Source organism: Planococcus circulans (assembly GCF_020023385.1).
Classification (GTDB): Bacteria; Bacillota; Bacilli; order Bacillales_A; family Planococcaceae; genus Planococcus.
In genome coordinates this window covers 179,849-199,060 of the sequence record NZ_JAIQCL010000008.1, presented here as the reverse complement: position 1 = coordinate 199,060, position 19,212 = coordinate 179,849, and the positions used below count along the sequence as shown (strand labels likewise).

Genomic DNA, 19,212 nt, shown 5'->3' with positions numbered 1-19,212 from the left:
GATACTCAAGAGGAGGAATTTGGGATGAGCAAACCGGAAATCGCAAAATTGGGGCATTTTGGATTGGTATCAACGGATTTGGAGAAATCATTATGGTTCTTTAAAGAAATATTGGGATTAGAAGAAACGGAAGAGCGGGATGGCGTTCATTACCTGCGGGCATGGGGAGATTTCGAGCATCATACACTGACTATTCGTCAGGGTGACGAAGCGAAGCTGGATCATATTGCCTGGCGTACGAAAAAACCGGAGGATGTAGAAGGTTTTGCAAAAATCCTGGAAGAGTCAGGAACTCCTATCACATGGAACGAAGAAGGCATCGAAGCCGGCCAAGGCAAAGCGTTCCGTTTCAAGATGCCGAGCGGCCATACATTGGAGATCTATTACGAAATGGAAAAAACATTGGCAGATCCGAAAAGCCGTTCTGTACTGAAAAACCAGTCCCATAAATCATGGGCGCGCGGTGTATCACCGAGACGAATCGATCATGTCAATTTGCTGTCTTCTTTACCAGCCAATGAACTGGCGGATTTCCTGATGGACAAACTGGGCTTCCAGATGCGTGAATGCGTACAGGCACCGGACGGCAGTTTGGTCGGCGCCTGGTTGAGTGTTACTGCATTAGTGCATGATATCGCCATCAGCCATGACCCGAATGCCGCTTCCACCAATGAAGTCCACCACATTTCCTATTGGCTGGATAATGCACAGGACCTGTTGCGGGCAGCGGATATCCTGACAGAACACGGCATTCATTTTGTAGGGCCAGGAAAGCACGGTATTTCGCAGGCCATGTATATTTACGCCATCGATCCAGGCAGTGGAGTGCGTGTTGAAATCTTCACCAACGGCTACCTGATCTTTGAACCGGACTGGGAGCCGATTGTTTGGACACTTGACGAAATGGACGTTGGATTCACTTACTGGGGCGACCAGACAGATACCAAGACAGAAAACAATCCGACCATTAAAGCATAAAACTAAAACCAAAATAGAGGAGGAATCATCATGGATGATCGTTTATTCCGAGATGCAATGGGCAAATTTACAACAGGGGTCACTGTATTGACGACAGAGTTTGAAAACGAGCCTGCAGGCATGACAGCAAATGCATTTATGTCGGTTTCATTGACGCCGAAGCTGGTGGTCGTATCGATTGGCCATAAAGCACGCTTCCTGGCGAAGGTGCAGGATTCCCAGAAGTTCGCAGTGAATATTCTGGCGTCAGATCAGGAAAATTATTCCCGCATGTTTGCCGGACAGGCGAAAGACGACAGCAAAGTCGCATTCAGTGAATTAGCAGGCAATCCGGTCATTCCGAACGCATTGGCGCAAGTCAGCTGCAAGCTGGTAGCGGAACATGTCGAAGGGGACCATTCCTTATTGATCGGTGAAGTGCTGGATATCAAACTGGAAGAAGGCAACCCGTTGATTTTCTTCAGCGGCCAATACCATGCGTTAGCCGAAAAAGCGCCAGTCGTATAAGGGAGAGGAGAATTCGATGGATATTCAAGCAGCGGCAGAAAAGCTGAAGCAAGCTGAAAAAAACAAAGCACCGATTGCTCCATTCACATCCTCGTCAGAAGCGATTTCTGTTGAAGATGCCTACCAGATCCAATTGCTTCAAATTCAGGAAAAAGTGGAGCAAGGCGCGGAAATCAAAGGCTTGAAAGTCGGACTGACCAGTAAAGTCATGCAGGATATGTTCAATGTGGATACGCCGGATTACGGCCATATCCTGGATTCGATGATTTTCGGGCAGGGCAGCTCAGTCAATGTGGAGCAGTTTATCCAGCCGAAAGTCGAGTTTGAAATTGCCTTTGTGCTGAAGAATGAATTGAAGGGACCGAATGTCACAGTTGAAGACGTCCTGGCCGCTACTGACTACGTTGTGCCGGCCATCGAAATTATCGACAGCCGCATCGAAGACTGGAAATTCAAATTTGAAGATACAGTAGCGGACAATGGTTCTTCAGCAGGCGCGGTATTCGGCAGCAAACGCTCCTATGCGAAAGATGTGGATCTGGCAGCTGTTGAAATGAATGCTTACAGAAACGGCGAATGGTTTGATACGGCGACGGGCGAAGCGGTGATGGGACATCCTGCAAAAGCGGTGGCCTGGCTCGCCAATGCGGTAGCGGAATACGGCATCACATTGCGTGCAGGCTATTTCATTTTGGCAGGCGCGTTGTCAAAAGCGGTTCCATTTGAAGCGGATGAAAATTTTACAGCTGACTTCGGAGAACTTGGCGATGTGTCGGTATCGTTTGTAAGGGAAGGTGAGCGGGTGTGAAAAAGCTGAAAGTGGGCATTATTGGATCCGGCAATATCGGCACCGACCTGATGTATAAGATCGAACGCAACGATGCGTTGCAGATGAGTGTCATGGTGGGCATCGATCCTGAATCGGAAGGGTTGAAGCGTGCAGCTGACCGTGGTTATGAAGTGGTGGCGAATGGCATCGATGGCTTGATGGAAAAACTGGAGCTCGTTGACATCGTTTTTGACGCGACGTCTGCGAAGGCGCACAAGCATCACAGCGAACTGTTGGTGGCGGCCGGTAAAAAAGTCATCGACCTGACACCGGCAGCAATCGGCCCGTTCACTGTGCCGACTGTCAATTTGGATGAGCATTTTGAAAAACCGAACTTGAATATGGTGACTTGCGGTGGACAGGCAACGATTCCAATCGTCAATGCAATCAGCCGTGTAGTGGAAGTCGAATATGCAGAAATTGTCGCAACCGTCGCCAGCAAAAGTGCGGGTCCGGGAACACGCGCCAATATCGATGAATTCACCCACACAACTTCTAAAGCGATCGAGCAGGTGGGCGGAGCGAAAAAAGGAAAAGCAATCATCATTCTGAATCCGGCAGAACCACCGATTCTGATGCGGGATACCGTTCACGCGTTAATGGCTGATGAAGGGCAGGAACAAGCCGTCATCAAGTCGATCAATGACATGGTAAAAGAAGTGCAAAGCTACGTTCCTGGCTATCGTCTGCGCGGAGCACCCCAGTTCGACGGCCGTAAAGTTTCGGTCTTTTTGGAAGTGGAAGGGGCGGGCGACTTTTTCCCGCCTTATTCAGGCAACCTGGATATCATGACCGCAGCAGCGGCGAAAGTAGCAAACGAAATGGCGAAGCAGCTGATGGCTACGGAGGTTTAGGAGGAGAATCCAATGACGCAACGGTCATTTGAAATACTGGACGTGACACTTCGGGATGGCAGTCACGCTATGAAGCACGCATTTACGGAACAGCATGTCCGCGATACGGCCAAAGGGCTGGATTTGGCAGGCGTCAATTATTTTGAAGTATCCCATGGCGATGGCCTGGGTGGCTCGTCCCTGCAATATGGTTTGTCGAAAGTGGACGAGCTGAAGCTGATCGAGGCGGCAGCGGATGTCTGCAAAACGTCAAAAGTTTCGGTTCTGCTGATTCCTGGAATCGGCATTAAAGAAGACCTGCAGGAAGCAGTGAAAGCCGGGGCGAAAATGGTCCGTGTGGCGACGCATGTCACGGAAGCGGACGTTGCGGCCCAGCATATCGCACTCGGCAGGGAACTGGGGTTGAAGACGGTCGGATTTCTCATGATGGCCCATATGGCGAGTGTTGAGAAAATCGTCGAGCAGGCCAAGCTTTTTGAAAGCTATGGTGCTGAAGTGATTTATGTGACCGATTCGGCGGGATATATGCTGCCGCATGAAGTGACGGAACGCATCACGGCACTGAAGCAATCGGTGGGCTGTGAAATCGGCTTCCACGGCCATAACAACCTGTCGATGGCGATGGCAAATACGATAGCGGCGGTTGAAGCAGGCGCCACCTATATCGACGGCAGCCTGCGCGCGCTTGGCGCCGGCAGCGGCAATACACAGACAGAAGTAATGGTGGCGGTTCTGGAACGCCTTGGCTATAACACCGGAATCGATTTGTACAAAATCATGGATGTGGCGAATAAAGTCGTTGCCCCATTCATGCAGCGGCCACAGGAAATTACCGGCTCCAGCTTGATCATGGGCTACTCGGGCGTCTATTCGAGCTTTTTGCTCCACACACAGACAGCTGCTGAAAAGTTCGGTGTCGATGAACGCGACATCCTCGTGGAACTCGGCCGCATGAAGGCAGTGGGTGGACAGGAAGATTTGATTTATGATGTTGCCCAGAGTTTTGCGGCGAAGAAAACGCAATAACGAAGACTTCATATAGAGGAAATTGGAAACGCTGCAGAGAGACGCTCTTTACAGCGTTTTTTTCCTGCATTTTATTCGATATCAAAATGATTCTATTTAAAAAACTAATAAAAACTACCGGAAAACCACCTCCAATACGGATAATTTCTACTCTAGTATGCAAGAAATGATTTGTGTAATATTTCAGTATATTCTACAAACTTTATTAACCAAAGAGAAATAATTGTAAACGCATACAAAGGGGCGAAAAGAAAATGGCGAATCCGAAAATTGCGAAGTTGGGTTATGTGTCGTTGGTGACACCAGATTTAGAGGCATCCCTGCATTTCTTCAAAGAAGTGATTGGGCTTGAGGAAACGACGGAAATTGATGGCGTCCATTATTTACGGGCATGGGGAGATTTTCAGCATCATACCTTATCCATTGAAAAAGGGGACAGCGGCCATGTGAAATACATCGGCTGGCGAACGAAAAACCGCAAGGATGTCGGAGAGTTCCGGGAACTTCTGGAAAATGACGGCGTAAAAGTGGATTATTACGCGGCTGGTGAAACGCCGGGCATCGGCGAAGCGATCCGGTTCCAGCTACCAAGCGGACATACGTTTGAATTGTATTACGATATCGAACGCCCAGCGCCCGAGGAACACCGGAAATCGGTATTGAAGAACCAGACCTATAAAGCCTGGGCAAAAGGGATTTCACCGAGACGCTTGGACCACGTCAATATTCACACCTCGACGGATGCCGGCATCACCTACGAATTCCTGAAGGAGCTGGGATTCAATATGCGTGAGTATTTGCGGGATGACAATGGCGATATCATTGCAGGTTGGATGAGCGTAACGCAATTGGTGCACGATGTGGCGTTGGCGCAGAAGCCATCATTGCCGTCACCGGCCCGCATCCACCACATCTCCTATTGGTCAGACGATTCACAGGACATCCTGCGGGCGGCGGATATCCTCAGCGAAAACAATATCGAATTCATCGGTCCAGGAAAACACGGCATTTCACAGGCTCTTTACTTGTACGTCATGGATCCCGGCAGCGGTTTCCGCGTAGAACTCTTCACTGGCGGCTATTTGATCTTTGAACCCGACTGGGAACCGGTCGAATGGACGATGAAAGAACGGGCAGTCGGCAATACGTATTGGGGAGATTCAGTGCAGGACAAGGAATTGAACAACATCACCATCGAAGCGAAATAAGGAGAAAAGAGGCGAACTCTCATGAAAACAATCGAAATCGATTACACGAACTTGCAGCAGCACCAGCTTGAACTTTCACCGCATGTCATCGCCCTTGGATTTTTTGACGGATTGCATAAAGGCCACCGGACAGTTATCGAAGAAGCGAAGAAGAAAGCGGATTTGCTGGGATTGCCGTTGTCGGTCATGAGCTTTTTCCCGCATCCGAAAAGTGTTTTGTCGAAAGGCAAAGTGCAAGTCGATTACTTGATGCCATTGGAGAAAAAACAGCAGCGGCTGGCAGAGCTTGGTGTGGATCTGTTCTTGATTGTTGAATTCAATTTGGATTTCGCCGCCTTATCTCCCGAACAGTTTGTGCAGGATTATCTGGTGGGGTTAAGCGCACAGCATGTTGTCTGCGGATTTGATTACACGTATGGCTCTAAAGGAGCGGGAAATGTCACGACGCTTGCCAATCATGGCGGCGGCCAGTTCGGTGTAACGGAAGTGGCGAAAGTGGAAGTCTGCGGAGATAAGATCAGTTCAACGCGGATCCGCGAAAAGTTGGCGACTGGCGACATCGAGTTCCTGCAGAACATGATGGGTGAAGCCTATACCATCGAATGGTGCCCCGAAAATGGATTGCTGCCGCATTATACCTTGCCGGCAGCCGGTGAATACGTCGTCACGCTGAAATGCCATGACCGCGAAATGACCGGCATTCTGCAGGTGACGGCCGACCGGCAGATTAATTTCAACCGCATCGGCTTTATTTCAGACAGGCGCATGACCATCAAATGGCATAAGGAAGTTGAAGAAAATGTCTTCAGCTTCGCTTGATAAATCAATGGCAGAGGATGATTGGATGACGAAAAATAACCAGTTTAAACAATTACTTGAGCAGCCGAATGCATTTTTACTGCCGGGTGCTTATGACGGAATGACAGCACGGATGATCGAGGAATTCGGATTTCCCGCTATCTATGCAACCGGCGCCGGAATTTCCAACGCCCAGCTCGGATGGGCGGATGTCGGACTCACGTCGGTCACTGAAATAGCGGATGTGGTAGCGCGCATGTCGGATGTCACCAATGTGCCGATCGTCGTAGACGGAGATACCGGATTCGGCAATGCATTGAATTTGATGCGCACCGTTAAACAATTGGAGCGGGCAGGTGCTTCGGCTATCCAGTTTGAAGATCAGGTAGCTCCCAAGAAATGCGGGCATTTCGGCGGCAAGCAAGTGATTTCAAAACAAGAGATGGTCAATAAAATCAAGGCGGCCGTCGATACACGGCAAGCTGAAGACTTGGCGATCATCGCAAGAACCGATGCCCTGGCCATCTATGGCATGGAAGAGGCGATCGATCGGGCCAATGCCTATAAGGAAGCGGGAGCGGATGTCATTTTTGTTGAAGCCCCGACCACCGTTGAACAGCTGACACAGATTACGGCGCAGGTTCCGGATATCCCCCATATCATCAATATGGTTGAAGGCGGCAGCACACCGCTTGTTTCGCTGGAAGAAGCGGAAAAGATGGGCTTCCAGATCATGCTTTGTGCCAATACCGTATTGCGTTCAGCTATCAAAGGCATTCAACAAAGCTTGGGGATCCTGCAGCAGGACAAGTCACAGGAGAACATCCATGAGTTCATCTGTACGTGGGAAGAACGGCAGGAACTGTTCAAGCTCAAGCAGATCAAGCAATGGGAAAAGCAATACCTTGAATTTGATGTACTAGAGGAGGTGCGCAAACGATGACGAGAGAAATCGATTATGACATTGCCATTATCGGCTGTGGTGCAGCAGGAACAGCGGCGGCGCTGGCAGCTGCAGAAAAAGCGAAGGAACAGGATCAGCAATTGAAGATCGCCATCATCGAGCGGGCAGACTTTGATAACCGGGGCGGCAACTCGCGTTGGACAGCGGCGTATATGCGCATGGAGACCATCGATCAGCCGGCACCGAACTTTAAGGAAGACATGATGGCGTTCTCGGATAATTTCTCAGACCGCCAATATATTGAAACACTTTACGACCATGCCGGACCGACTTTGCGGTGGGTCGAATCGAAAGGGGTCGGGTTCGACTATTTGCCGACGATGTTTTTGACATCAGCCAAACCGCGCTTGTTGCCTGTCGGCGGCGGACGCGCCTTGATCGATACCTTGTCGCTGCGTGCACGGGCACTCGGTGTGGAAATCATCTATGAAGCGACGGCCTGGAATTTGAGCCTGGATGAAGAAGGCGCAGTCGAAGGGCTGAAAATCCGCATCAAAGGCGGCAACTCGATTGATTTGAGTGTCAGTACGGTCATTTTGGCATCTGGTGGCTTCCAGGGAAGCCAGGAAATGATGGCGCAATACATCGGACGGGATGCCCACAAGATTCCACCGGTGGCCGAAGGCGGTCTCTTCAATAAAGGTGAAGGCATCCGCATGGCTATGCAGCTCGGCGCTAAAGGATCAGGGCAATGGGACGCTTTTCATGCCGAACCGGTCGATCCTCGCAGCAACCGGGAAGAAGCGGGCGTCATGACATACCCGTACGCCATCCTTGTCGACCAGAACGGCAACCGGTTCGTCGACGAAGGTGCATCGACGATCGATGAACAATATGAAGCCGTGGCGCGTAAAATTTTCTATGAGTTGCCGAACCACGTCGCTTATATGATCACCGATCAGAAGTTATACGATATTCCAAATTACGAGGAAGCGCTGCAAACCGAACAGCCGCCCGTAACCGGAGAAACCATCGAAGAGCTGGCGGAGAAGCTGGACATTCCTGCAGAGGTCCTGGCGAAGACGGTCGGAGATTTCAATAAGGCCGTACAACCTGGCGAATTTTTATGGAACAAGAAGGATGGCAAAAAAGCTGTCGGCATCGAACCGCCCAAATCCAATTGGGCTGTACCGATCGATCAAGGGCCGTATATCGCTTATCCGATTATTTGCTGCAACGTCTTTACCAACGGTGGGCTGGCGACCGATGTCCATGGTCGTGTCTTATCCAATGACAACGAAGCGATACCAGGCCTGTACGCTGCAGGAGAGATGACCGGCCTTTATTACGGGAAATACCCTGGCGGTACGTCAGTGTTGCGTGGCCTTGTGTTCGGCAAACGTTCAGGGGAGCATGCAGTGGAGTACATTTCTTCAAACGTGAAATCTTATTCTTAATGAAAAGGGGTGGAGCTTTTGTTAACAGGGAAAGTGGCGCTGGTCACAGGTGGCGGCCGTGGAATCGGCCGTGAAACCTGCATTCTCCTTGCTTCATATGGAGCGGATGTAGCGGTCTGCGCCAGAAGTGCAGATGAATGCCAGGAAGTGGTAGATCTGATCACTGAACAATACGGCGTCCGGGCAATCGCGGTCATTTGCGATGTGGGCGACGAAGAGGCAGTGAAACAAGCAGTTGAAACGGTGGAAAATGAACTTGGAAAAGTGACGATCCTGATCAATAATGCCGGTGTCATGAGCCTCAAGCCATTTACAGAAACGACGCTGGAAGAATGGAAATGGGTGCACGATATCAATGTCGATGCCCCGTTCAACTTGAGCAAAGCAGTCGTACCGGGAATGATTGAAAAGAGGGACGGCGTCATCATCAATATCGGCTCGATCTGGGGAACCAAAGGCGGACCGAACCGAAGTGCTTACATCTCATCCAAGCACGCCATCATCGGATTTTCAAAAGCTTTGGGAGAAGAATTGAAACCGCATGGCGTCCGCGTAAATGTAGTGAATCCGGGCCCTGTCGACACCCGAATGATTGATGACTTGGGCATGGATGTCGATAAAAGCGGCTGGCTCAAGCCGATCGACATCGCCCATGTAGTGGTTGACTTATGTCTGCCGAAAATGGTCGCAGTTACAGCAGCATCGATTGAAGCGTTCGGTGCAGGACAGCCGATCGCCAGCTTACAAAAATAAAACGCGAAGGGAACGATAAAAATGACTGAATTCGTATCAGCAATCTCATCAAAAAATATCAGCCTTGAATTATCCACTAAACTATTGGAGGCTGCAGTAGAAAAAGGAAAAGAATTGGGCATGCCTTTCAGCATCTCGATTGTCGACAGAGTCGGAAACCTTAAAGCTTTCTCGGCGATGGACAATGCGCCGGTATTGAGCCTCGATATCGCACAGAACAAAGCCTTTTCAGCAGCAACTTATAACCGTGCGACACATGAATGGTATGACCGTTTGAAGGATGATCCACCGTTATTGCATGGCCTGGTACATACAGAGCGTCTGGTTATTTTTGGCGGCGGCTACCCGATTAAGATCGACGGGGAATTGATTGGCGGAATCGGTGTCAGCGGCGGGCATTACACGCATGACATGCAGGTTTGTGAAGCCGCCCTGGAAGTTGTGGAGCAGCTTAGCACAAAGGCAGTGTAAAGCTTATGGACAATTCCTATCATCTCATCATTGTCGGAGCGGGGATGGCCGGTTTATGTGCAGCGGCTGAAGCATCGGAGCAAGGAGCAAGCGTCCTGGTGCTTGAAAAGGAAGAAAAGTTCGGGGGCAGCTCCCTGCTGAGCGGACGCTATATGGCTTTTGCCGGAACCGATATTCAGCAGCGTGAAGGAATCACCGATCAAACGGAATTTCTAGTCGCTGATATGCTGGCGGTCGGTGAAGGAAAAAATGAAGTTGATTTGGTCGAGGCCTATGGGGAGCATCAGTTTGAAACCTATCAATGGCTGGTTGCCCAAGGTGTCGAGTTCCATAAAGTACAGGCAGTCAGCGGGCATAGTGTGCCGCGTGGCCATACGATCACGCCGCTTCAAGCGATTACCGCCTTATACGAAAAAGCGGAAAAATCGGGGAATGTCGTTTTCAAAACGCAGTCCAAGGTTCAGCGGCTTCGAAAAAACGCAGCAGGCCGCGTTGCGGAAGTGGTCTATGAGAACGAAGGGCAGACATTCACTGCAACAGCGGAAAACGGAGTGCTGCTCACTTCAGGCGGATTTTCCAAAAGCGAAGAACTGCTGTCCGCATTTGCTCCGCAGTTGGATGGGGCTTTACGGATCGGCGGCGCCGGCAATGTCGGTGACGGCATCCGGCTTGCCAGTGAACAAGGTGCCTGGCTCCGCGATTTCCCGTACCTGAAAGGCACTTTCGGTTTTCATCCGACAGCAGACGGTCCACGGAAATCACAGGCACTGGCATTCTACAAAGGTGCCATCATCGTCAATAAATCGGCAAAACGCTTTGTCAATGAGTCGATCTCCTATAAATTGATCGGAACAGAAGCGTTGAAACAGCCGGATAAACTTACTTACCAAATTTGGGATCAGGCGATTATGGGGCAAGGTGTTGCAGGCGATGCCCTTTATGATTTCGCCAAGCTGCAATCGCTTGGTTTGATTGAACAGGCAGAAACGCTTGAGAAGCTTGCTCGAAAAATCGGTTTGCCGGTGGAAGATCTGAAAGAAACAGTCGCTGTTTATAATGAAGACGTCAGAAATGGCGTTGACCGTGGATTTGGGCGCGACAGCTTGACCCATCATTTCGGCAAGCCGCAGCCGATCGATCAGGCACCGTTTTATGCCATGCATACAACCGTGGCGATGCTTGCCACGTATGCAGGTGTCAGTGTCGACCGCTATGCGCATGTTTTGAATCCCTATAACGAACCGATCGAAGGCTTGTACGCAGCCGGTGAAATTGCTGGAGGCTTCCATGGAGCCGGTTATATGACTGGCAGCTCATTAGGGAAAGCCGCAATCTTCGGCCGTGTCGCCGTCCAAAGCGCATTAAAGAAGCAAGTTGTTTTATAAAAAAAGCTTCAATCAGTGGGGGTTCTTCATCCCCGACTTACCGTTTAAGCGGGATAAAAGGAGAGGTGAGACCATTGAAAATTTGGCACCAAAGCCTGACTTCAATTGAACATGTTCCGGCTTATCGCGACGCCGTGATTGCACAGATCCAGAAAGTGGCGAGGCCGGATGTGGAGGTCGTTCTGCATGGCATGTCGAACGAAACCTATCCATCCGAATACCCCGGCCATTTCATCACCTACGCCTATCTGCAGAATCTCCACCGTGAGCAATTTGTCAAAAATGCATTGATTGCTGAAAGTGCGGGCTATGATTGCATGTTCATCGGCACCATTCCGGATGTCGGGTTGATGGAAGCTCGGACGCTGGTGGACATTCCGGTGATCGGCTACGGCCAGGCGTCGTTCCATATCGCTTCCATGCTTGGAGACAACATCGGCATCGTCAATTTTCTGGAGCCTCTGGCCGATCAATTGCGCCAGAACGCCAATCGCTACGGCTTAGGGGGCAAGCTTGGGCCAATCGTCCAGACTTCTGTCGGATTTTATGAGGTGTTGGCCGGATTTGAGAATCCGCAGCCGGTCATCGACAGTTTTATCGAAAGCGCGGAAAAAGCCATTGCGCTGGGCGCAGACGTGATTGTTCCTGGAGAAGGGCCGATGAACGTCTTCCTCGCGACTCAAGGCATCTCGCGGATTGGAGACGTACCGATCGTCGACTCTTTTGCGGCCGGCATCAAAATGTGCGAAACCATGACGGACCTCAAAGTGAATTCGGGAGTCACCATGACGCGCAAAGGCTATTTCAATGCCAAGCCGCCGGAAGAAGCGGTGAAAAAATTGCGCGGTTTCTACAATAAAGAAAGCGATATCCATGCCGGCCTTGATTATGGATTATCGGTCAAAGCTGGAATTCGAATTTAGTTTTAAAGCCTCCGTTACTAGCGGAGGTTTTTGGGCATCTCGTTATATCACAATAAATTATCAGTTTAATCTAAAATTTTGTATAATGGAGCTGGCTTATAAATATTTCATAAGTTTATCCATTTACTTTAGTAAATATGCTGTAGTGAAATAGAACTGTGATCAAAGGGGGATTTTGATGAGACAGTTGGAGGAATTCGAACATTTGGAAGATAAAAAGATATCGACCACTTCTGCCACATTCGGTTTATTGCGCAAGGAATTGATCGAAAATCTGGGGATGAAGCGGGCTAAGTCGTTTTTACTGCGTTATGGGTGGAATTTAGGGGAGGCTCACGCCAAAGATGTCTTAAAAGCTGGTGGAACGATAAAAGAAATGCTTGAAAAGGCAGGAGAACTGCATTTTCAAACCGGTCAAATTTCAAATTTGATTTCCAATCGTTCAGTTGAGATGGATGATCATGGCAACCTGCTGTCGATTTCGGCAAAAGGAGAATGGGTGGATTCTTTTGAGGTAGAAGAGCATGTTAAGAACCATGGGCTGTCGGCTTGTCCGGTATGCCATACGTTAACAGGATTTGGAAGCGGTTTCACTTCGACCATCATCAAACGCCGTGTCTTCATCAAAGAAGTGGAATGCCGGGGCAAAGGGGATGCGACCTGTACATTTGAAATGCGTTTAGAAGAAGACTGGGATGAGCCGGGGATGCTGGAAGAAATAGGGCTCTATGAAAAAAGCCGGTTCATCGACGAGTTAAATGGCACTTATGAACAAGTAGTCGAGCATAAAAACTATATCGAAAAAGCGGCAGCCTTTCACGATACGCTGACTTCGAAGCTGTCGGATGGTGATTCAATCGAAGACATCATCGGCACGATCTACGATACGCTGAACATACCGGTTTCGATTGAAGATCTGAATTTTGAACCCCGTGTCTATAGAGGGTTGGATGAAATTGAATACCAGAATTTGAGCGATGATTTCCGGACAGCCATCAATAAAACCAAGAGTGGCAAAATCCTGCCAGCGACTTACACGGGTACCTTCATCATTCGCGGCAAGACACATAACCGCCTTGTCTCACCAATTATCGTCCAGAAAAAAGCCATTGGCTATATCACATTTTTCTACTTGGACAAAGAAATGGAATTGGAAAACGAAACGATGTTTATTCGCCGGGCCGCCGTTTCTGCAGCGCTTTTGTTCCTGAATGAAAAAACCAGTCTGGAAGCTGTGGAAAACATCAAGTCCTATTTTTTCGAACAGCTGCTGCTGAAGCAATACACGTCTGTGCCAAGCATGGTTTACCGTGGGTATTACATGGGGGTAGACTTGAAGGAGCCTTTTTACATTGCAACGTTAAAATGCTCTTCAGAACATCTTGATGTTTCCAAAGTGGAATTTTTGGAGCAGGCGATCCAATCGATTAGCCGCTATTTGGAGATGCAAAGCTATAAAATCCTGATTACGGAATACGAAGGCCATATTCTCATGCTGCTGCCTAAAGTCGATCGATTGCGCTACATGATTGAAAATATCCTGAAGCATCTGCGTCAAGAGCACCGCTATGCAGAGTTCCAAGTTGCCTTGAGCAGCGAAAGCGATTCGATTGAAACAATCGAAGAAAGCCTGGAAGAGTCGCGGGTGGCTTTAAGACTCAACTCGGAAGACCAGATTGCTTCTTTTGAAGATGTCAGCATCATCGGCTCTTTGATCAATTCAAAAAATATGCTGTCCATCCGCCGTATTGCCCGAAAAGAGCTGGAACCAATTTTTGAGCTGAAAGACCATAAGCGCGACGAACTGCTGAAAACGCTGTATGTCTTCCTGATGAATGGCGGAAACCTGCAGCAGTCCATCAGTGACTTGTCGCTTTCCATGAGCGGGCTGATGTACCGCATCACCCGGATTGAAAAACTGCTCGGCAAGGAACTGCGCAATCCGACAGTAGCCTATGAATTGTTATTGATGCTGGATGCATTGAAAATACTTGGCGACATCGAGGTATAATTTTTATCAAGAAGAAACATAGAGCATTGCCTGAAGCTGAAAGACGCGGCTTCTGGCAATGCTTTTTTGTGTTTTTAATTCGTATCTAAAAAATAATCATTGGAAAAAATCGATTAATGCGCTTCCATTTCCGGAAAACTAATAAATTCTATTGGAAAATGACCGGAAATCGAATGCTTTTTCATCTTTAATTTATTCAGAAATTTCTTTAAATTAGAGACAGAAAGAAAAAGCTGAAGAGGAGTGGGAAAAATGAATCCAGTTATCCAACAACAAAGTGAAACCGATGTAGTGGCAGCGGCGAAATCGCTGATTCCTGCATTACGGGAACGCGCTAAAGAAACTGAAGAAATCCGCCGTATCCCAGAAGTTACTATGAATGAATTAAAGGAATTGAGCATATTCAAGATGTTGCGCCCGAAGCGTTATGGCGGGCTTGAAACGTCTATGCGCGACTATAGTGAAGCGGTTGTTGAAATCTCCAAAGGCTGCGGTTCGACAGGGTGGATCGTCGCATTATGCGCCATCCGCGAATTGATGGTTGCTGAGTCTTTCGGTGAAGAAACCCACGAAGAAATTTTTGGCAAGAACGAAGATGATGTCCTGTTCGCAGGAGTTTACGAGCCGCGCAAATGCATCGCCAAAAAAGTGGAAGGCGGCTATATGATCGAAGAAGGATTTTGGATGTTCTGTTCGGGATCTCTGCACGCGACATGGGGCTATTTTGGAATGCCGATTGTCGATGATGAAGGGAAGATGATCGACCAGGTATTGATGACTTTGCCATTTTCTGAAATGGAAATCATGGATGACTGGCATGTGATGGGCTTGAAAGGAACTGGCAGCAACAGCGTCAAGATGAACAATGTCTTTATTCCTGAACGCCGCTGTACATCGTTTGTCAAAGCTCTTGATGGCGATTTCGAATCTGCGCATCTGCGTGATATTCCGCTTTACAATACAGCGTTATTCCCCGCTTTAATCTTGTCATTAGGCTTGCCTGGGTTGGGCTTGCTGAAAGCGGCATATGAATTTTATGAACAAACTTTGCCGAATCGCCGCGCAGCACATATGGGCGTAGAATTTATCAAAGATGCAGCCAGTACACATACTGCCATGGCAGATGTGGCATTAAAAATCGAAACCGCTGAAATGTTCTTCTACAAAGTGGCGGATGCTTTGGATGCCAGTGCAGCAGCAAAAGAATATATGCCGCGTCACGAACGCGTGAAAACCCTGGCGGATATCGGCTATGCCAACCAACTGCTGAAAGAAGCGATGGATATCCTATTGTCGGCAAGCGGTTCTGGATTTGTCTACAACGGCCATCCGATGCAGCGGATCCTGCTCGATTTCTTGACTTTGCATACGCATCGCTCCTTGTCGCCGACCATCACCAAAGAAAACTTCGGGCGTGTATTGGCCGGACTCGAATCAAACGCCATCCGCTATTAAATGTACGCGCTTACAGAAAATTAGCTTATCAGTTAGGGGAGGGTTTATCGTGAAACCGGAAATTGCGAAGTTGGGATATATTTCGCTGGTATCGGCGGATTTGGAAAAGTCGCTGGTGTTTTTCAAAGACATCATCGGCCTGGAAGAAACAGAAGCAAAAGACGGTGTGCATTATTTGCGCGCTTGGGGTGACTTCCAGCACCACACCTTGTCGATCCAGCAGGGAGACCGCGGCCATGTGAAACATATCGGCTGGCGGACGAAAACCAAAGAAGATGTTGCTGCTTTTCAGGCCTTACTTGAAGAGCAGGGGATTAAAGTCGATCAGGTGGATGCCTGGAAAACACCTGGCATCGGCGAATCCATCAACTTTCAAGTCCCAAGCGGCCATACATTCAATCTGTACTTCGATGTAGAGCGGCCACCCGTGGATGAACACCGCCGGTCGGTCCTGAAGAATCAGACGTATAAATCGTGGGCAAAGGGAATATCTCCCCGCCGTCTGGATCATGTCAATCTTCACACGTCAGCCGAATCAAGTGCCACTTATTCCTTTATGGAAGAAGTGCTCGGATTCAAGATGCGTGAGTATTTGATCAGTGATGAAGGAAATATACTCGCAGGCTGGATGAGTGTCACGCAATTGGTTCATGACGTAGCGTTGGTGTCCCGTCCGGAAACACCGACAAAAGCCAGATTGCATCATATCTCCTATTGGCTGGATGATTCGCAGGACATTCTGCGGGCAGCAGATATTTTGAGAGAGCATCATTTCGACTTTGTCGGTCCGGGGAAACATTCCATCTCCCAGGCTTTGTATCTATACGTGACAGATCCGGGGAGCGGCTGCCGGGTGGAATTATTCACGGGCAGCTACTTGATATTCGAACCGGATTGGCAGCCGGTCGAGTGGACTGAAAGTGAACGTGCTTTCGGCAATACCTATTGGGGCGACAGCATAAACAAGAAGCAGTTAGTCAAAGAAACGATAGAAGCCTTATAAATTGGAGGGGAATGGCTATGGCGATTGTTACGAATGAAACTACGCAGGAAATTATCCAAACAGAAAATTTTGCAACTTTCTTGAACCAGTCTGGCGAACAGAATACCGAGACCATCCTATTTCTTCACGGATCTGGTCCTGGAGTGACTGCCGTCGTCAACTGGCATAAAGCGCTCGAAGGCGTCAGTGAAAACTACCGCTGCCTGGCACCTGATTTATACGGATTCGGCAAAAGCAGCCATCCGGAACAGCCGTTGAAAAACCGCCAGCAATGGATGGACCAATGGGTCAAGCAAGTTCTGGAATTGATGGACCACCTGAAACTGGAGAAAGTGCACTTGGTCGGCAATTCACTGGGCTGTTCGATCGCATTGGAATTATTGATCGAGTATCCAGAGCGTTTTGATGAAGTGGTGCTGATGGGTCCTGGCGGGACGCCGAACACCAAATTGAGCTTTGAATTGGCGCGTGCGAAAAGCTTTTACGACAATCCTTCGAAAAAGAAGTTGAAGCAGATCATGAGCTGGTTCGTTTATGATGCGGATAAAATGAGTCTGGTCATCGAAGGCCTTCTGGAGGAGCGCTTTGAAACGGCGATGCGTCCGGAAGTGCACCGTTCAAATGATTCAATTTTCGCTACAGCGGCCGTTCCGATTCCGACCGTGGCGCTCAACCGGATCAAGAACCGGGTGCTCTTGGTGCATGGCTTGAATGACAAGGTCTGTTCGGTGGAATCCAGCTATTATCTGGCGGAGCATCTGCACAATGCCCAGCTCCATGTCTTCGGGCAATGCGGACATTGGGCGCAGCTTGAAATGAAGGACAGTTTCCACGAGCTGATCCAGTCATTCTTTAGCAAGAAAATTTAACAGCTGAGGAGTGTTACCGTGAAGACTCAACAATCGATCGATTATGAAACCGACGTGGTGATCATCGGTGCCGGGAACGCAGCGATGTGCGCGGCGCTTTCCGCTCAGGAACAGGGGGCACGCGTCATTGTGCTGGAAAAATCACCGGAACAGCAAAAAGGCGGCAATACCACCTATACGCATGGTTCCATCCGCTTTGCCTATAAAGGCGTGGCGGATATCCAGGCGATCATCCCGGAACTGGACGAAGAGGAATTGAAGACGGTTGATTTCGGCAGCTACAGTGAAGAGCAATACTACGAGGATATGTGCCGGATGACCAATTACAAAACGGATCCGGAGCTGGCTTCTCTGCTGACTGGCGAAAGCTTCGAAACCATGAAATGGCTGACCAGCCATGACATCAAATTCATCCCTATTTATGGGCGGCAGGCGTTCAAGGTCGACGGCATCTTCAAGTTCTGGGGCGGCATGATTCTAGAATCGGTCGGCGGCGGACCTGGCCTGGTGGAAGCCTTGCATAAGCGGGCAATTGATTTGGGTATACAGATCCTCTACCGAACGATGGCGGTCAGCCTTCTGCAGGATGACGACGGCGTGCAGGGAGTCATCGTTAAAGAACAAGGCAAGACGAAAGTCATCCGGGCGAAGTCGGTGGTTATCGCTTCGGGGGGGTTCCATGCCAATATCGAAATGCGCACCAAATACCTCGGGCCGAAATGGGATACGGTACATACGAGAGGCAGCCGCTACAATACCGGTGAAGGGATTCAGATGGCCTTGGATATCGGGGCCCTGTCTGCCGGCAACTGGTCGATGGCACATGCCGTGACGGGCGACCGCTACTTGCCTGATTTCCAGGAAGGGTTCCAGCGGCTGAGTTATCCATTCGGCGTCATCGTCAATACCGATGGCCAGCGTTTTCTGGACGAAGGCGCGGATTTCCGGAATTACACCTATGCCAAATATGGACGGCGCATCCTTGAACAAAAAGAGGGGTGTGCATGGCAGGTTTTTGACGGCAAGGTGGCACATCTGCTGCGCGAAGAGTATAAAGGCAGGGAGGTGACCAAAGTCAAAGCCAATACACTCGAAGAACTTGCAGAGAAAATGGAAGGCATCGACAAAGCGAAATTCCTTCAGGAAATCAACGAATACAATGGAGCGATCAACGATGCGGTGCCGTTCAATCCGAATGAAAAAGATGGACGCGGCACAGCTGGTTTGCCTGTTGATAAAAGCAATTGGGCAAATACGCTTGATACGGCTCCATTCGAAGCCTATGCCGTCACTTGTGGCATCACATTCACATTTGGCGGCTTGAAAATCAATGAACAAGCTGAAGTGCAAAACACCATGTACGAAAAAATAAATGGCTTGTACGCAGCGGGTGAAGCCGCGGGCGGGCTGTTCTACGAAAACTATCCTGGAGGCGCAGGCTTGATGGCAGGTGCTGTATTCGGGAAAATTGCGGGGGAACAAGCAGGCAAATTTGCCAGCCACAACGTGGTGGAACAGGTTTAAAGTATGAAGTTGCAGAGTTACAGAGTGATTTGAATCAAATTTCACGAAAAAGCCCTGTGCCGAGAGTCGGCACAGGGCTTTTGGCTGTCTTCAGCTGCAGGCAATTTAGGTTTATGGGCGTTCAAATGGATTTGTGGTCGCTCGTGCGGATTTATGGGCGTTCAAACGGATTTTTGGGCGTTCAAAAGGTTTTATGGGCGTTCAAATGGATTTGTGGTCGCTCGTGCGGATTTATGGGCGTTCAAACGGATTTTTGG

The 19,212-nt window shown here is 49.2% G+C and carries 18 protein-coding genes; all 18 read left to right on the top strand.

Features of this window, described 5'->3' with window-relative positions:
• The first annotated feature begins 24 nt into the window (after nucleotides 1–24).
• Nucleotides 25–978 (top strand): VOC family protein, encoded by a 954-nt coding sequence (locus tag K8U60_RS14250; protein ID WP_223641285.1) that lies wholly within the window; start codon nucleotides 25–27, stop codon nucleotides 976–978.
• Nucleotides 979–1,008: 30 nt separating this feature from the next.
• A complete protein-coding gene (locus K8U60_RS14245; protein ID WP_223641282.1) occupies nucleotides 1,009–1,485 on the top strand; it encodes a flavin reductase family protein in 477 nt (158 codons plus the stop codon).
• 16 nt (nucleotides 1,486–1,501) lie between these two features.
• Entirely contained in the window at nucleotides 1,502–2,293 is a 792-nt protein-coding gene (locus K8U60_RS14240; protein WP_223641279.1) for a 2-keto-4-pentenoate hydratase, read from the top strand.
• Nucleotides 2,290–3,168 (top strand): acetaldehyde dehydrogenase (acetylating), encoded by an 879-nt coding sequence (locus K8U60_RS14235; RefSeq protein ID WP_223641276.1) that lies wholly within the window; start codon nucleotides 2,290–2,292, stop codon nucleotides 3,166–3,168. Before K8U60_RS14240 ends, K8U60_RS14235 begins: the two co-directional genes overlap by 4 nt.
• Nucleotides 3,169–3,180: 12 nt before the next feature.
• A complete protein-coding gene (gene dmpG, locus K8U60_RS14230) occupies nucleotides 3,181–4,194 on the top strand; it encodes a 4-hydroxy-2-oxovalerate aldolase (protein WP_223641273.1) in 1,014 nt (337 codons plus the stop codon).
• Between the two features lie 254 nt (nucleotides 4,195–4,448).
• Nucleotides 4,449–5,402: a VOC family protein gene (locus K8U60_RS14225; RefSeq protein WP_223641259.1), complete on the top strand. Its 954-nt coding sequence runs from the start codon at nucleotides 4,449–4,451 to the stop codon at nucleotides 5,400–5,402.
• 21 nt (nucleotides 5,403–5,423) lie between these two features.
• Complete coding sequence (locus tag K8U60_RS14220; RefSeq protein WP_223641243.1) at nucleotides 5,424–6,221, top strand: adenylyltransferase/cytidyltransferase family protein; 798 nt, start codon at nucleotides 5,424–5,426, stop codon at nucleotides 6,219–6,221.
• On the top strand, nucleotides 6,202–7,143 hold the full coding sequence (locus K8U60_RS14215; RefSeq protein WP_223641240.1) for an isocitrate lyase/PEP mutase family protein: 942 nt from the start codon (nucleotides 6,202–6,204) through the stop codon (nucleotides 7,141–7,143). The genes K8U60_RS14220 and K8U60_RS14215 overlap by 20 nt, the downstream gene beginning before the upstream one ends.
• Nucleotides 7,140–8,561, top strand: a complete 1,422-nt coding sequence (locus tag K8U60_RS14210; RefSeq protein ID WP_223641237.1) for an FAD-binding protein — start codon at nucleotides 7,140–7,142, stop codon at nucleotides 8,559–8,561. Before K8U60_RS14215 ends, K8U60_RS14210 begins: the two co-directional genes overlap by 4 nt.
• Nucleotides 8,562–8,579: 18 nt before the next feature.
• Nucleotides 8,580–9,314 (top strand): SDR family oxidoreductase, encoded by a 735-nt coding sequence (locus K8U60_RS14205; protein WP_263298677.1) that lies wholly within the window; start codon nucleotides 8,580–8,582, stop codon nucleotides 9,312–9,314.
• 21 nt (nucleotides 9,315–9,335) lie between these two features.
• Complete coding sequence (locus tag K8U60_RS14200; RefSeq protein ID WP_223641216.1) at nucleotides 9,336–9,785, top strand: GlcG/HbpS family heme-binding protein; 450 nt, start codon at nucleotides 9,336–9,338, stop codon at nucleotides 9,783–9,785.
• Between the two features lie 5 nt (nucleotides 9,786–9,790).
• Nucleotides 9,791–11,170, top strand: coding sequence for an FAD-dependent oxidoreductase (locus K8U60_RS14195; protein ID WP_223641213.1), 1,380 nt, complete (start codon nucleotides 9,791–9,793; stop codon nucleotides 11,168–11,170).
• Between the two features lie 74 nt (nucleotides 11,171–11,244).
• Nucleotides 11,245–12,093: an aspartate/glutamate racemase family protein gene (locus K8U60_RS14190; protein ID WP_223641209.1), complete on the top strand. Its 849-nt coding sequence runs from the start codon at nucleotides 11,245–11,247 to the stop codon at nucleotides 12,091–12,093.
• Nucleotides 12,094–12,271: 178 nt separating this feature from the next.
• Nucleotides 12,272–14,104, top strand: a complete 1,833-nt coding sequence (locus K8U60_RS14185; protein WP_223641205.1) for a V4R domain-containing protein — start codon at nucleotides 12,272–12,274, stop codon at nucleotides 14,102–14,104.
• 252 nt (nucleotides 14,105–14,356) lie between these two features.
• Entirely contained in the window at nucleotides 14,357–15,559 is a 1,203-nt protein-coding gene (locus K8U60_RS14180; protein ID WP_223641201.1) for an acyl-CoA dehydrogenase family protein, read from the top strand.
• A gap of 49 nt (nucleotides 15,560–15,608) precedes the next feature.
• Nucleotides 15,609–16,562, top strand: a complete 954-nt coding sequence (locus K8U60_RS14175) for a VOC family protein (RefSeq protein ID WP_223641198.1) — start codon at nucleotides 15,609–15,611, stop codon at nucleotides 16,560–16,562.
• 17 nt (nucleotides 16,563–16,579) lie between these two features.
• Nucleotides 16,580–17,431, top strand: a complete 852-nt coding sequence (locus tag K8U60_RS14170; RefSeq protein ID WP_223641195.1) for an alpha/beta fold hydrolase — start codon at nucleotides 16,580–16,582, stop codon at nucleotides 17,429–17,431.
• Nucleotides 17,432–17,449: 18 nt separating this feature from the next.
• Nucleotides 17,450–18,955, top strand: a complete 1,506-nt coding sequence (gene tcuA / locus K8U60_RS14165) for an FAD-dependent tricarballylate dehydrogenase TcuA (protein ID WP_223641192.1) — start codon at nucleotides 17,450–17,452, stop codon at nucleotides 18,953–18,955.
• The last annotated feature ends 257 nt before the right edge of the window (nucleotides 18,956–19,212 follow it).

What these genes read in the sequence shown, in the direction of transcription:
- K8U60_RS14220 (WP_223641243.1), top strand. Translation starts at nt 5,424, where the DNA reads ATGAAAACAATCGAAATCGATTACACGAACTTGCAGCAGCACCAGCTT.
- K8U60_RS14180 (WP_223641201.1), top strand. Translation starts at nt 14,357, where the DNA reads ATGAATCCAGTTATCCAACAACAAAGTGAAACCGATGTAGTGGCAGCG.
- K8U60_RS14200 (WP_223641216.1), top strand. Translation starts at nt 9,336, where the DNA reads ATGACTGAATTCGTATCAGCAATCTCATCAAAAAATATCAGCCTTGAA.
- K8U60_RS14170 (WP_223641195.1), top strand. Translation starts at nt 16,580, where the DNA reads ATGGCGATTGTTACGAATGAAACTACGCAGGAAATTATCCAAACAGAA.
- dmpG (WP_223641273.1), top strand. Translation starts at nt 3,181, where the DNA reads ATGACGCAACGGTCATTTGAAATACTGGACGTGACACTTCGGGATGGC.
- K8U60_RS14185 (WP_223641205.1), top strand. Translation starts at nt 12,272, where the DNA reads ATGAGACAGTTGGAGGAATTCGAACATTTGGAAGATAAAAAGATATCG.
- K8U60_RS14225 (WP_223641259.1), top strand. Translation starts at nt 4,449, where the DNA reads ATGGCGAATCCGAAAATTGCGAAGTTGGGTTATGTGTCGTTGGTGACA.
- K8U60_RS14210 (WP_223641237.1), top strand. Translation starts at nt 7,140, where the DNA reads ATGACGAGAGAAATCGATTATGACATTGCCATTATCGGCTGTGGTGCA.
- K8U60_RS14250 (WP_223641285.1), top strand. Translation starts at nt 25, where the DNA reads ATGAGCAAACCGGAAATCGCAAAATTGGGGCATTTTGGATTGGTATCA.
- K8U60_RS14245 (WP_223641282.1), top strand. Translation starts at nt 1,009, where the DNA reads ATGGATGATCGTTTATTCCGAGATGCAATGGGCAAATTTACAACAGGG.
- K8U60_RS14215 (WP_223641240.1), top strand. Translation starts at nt 6,202, where the DNA reads ATGTCTTCAGCTTCGCTTGATAAATCAATGGCAGAGGATGATTGGATG.
- K8U60_RS14240 (WP_223641279.1), top strand. Translation starts at nt 1,502, where the DNA reads ATGGATATTCAAGCAGCGGCAGAAAAGCTGAAGCAAGCTGAAAAAAAC.
- K8U60_RS14195 (WP_223641213.1), top strand. Translation starts at nt 9,791, where the DNA reads ATGGACAATTCCTATCATCTCATCATTGTCGGAGCGGGGATGGCCGGT.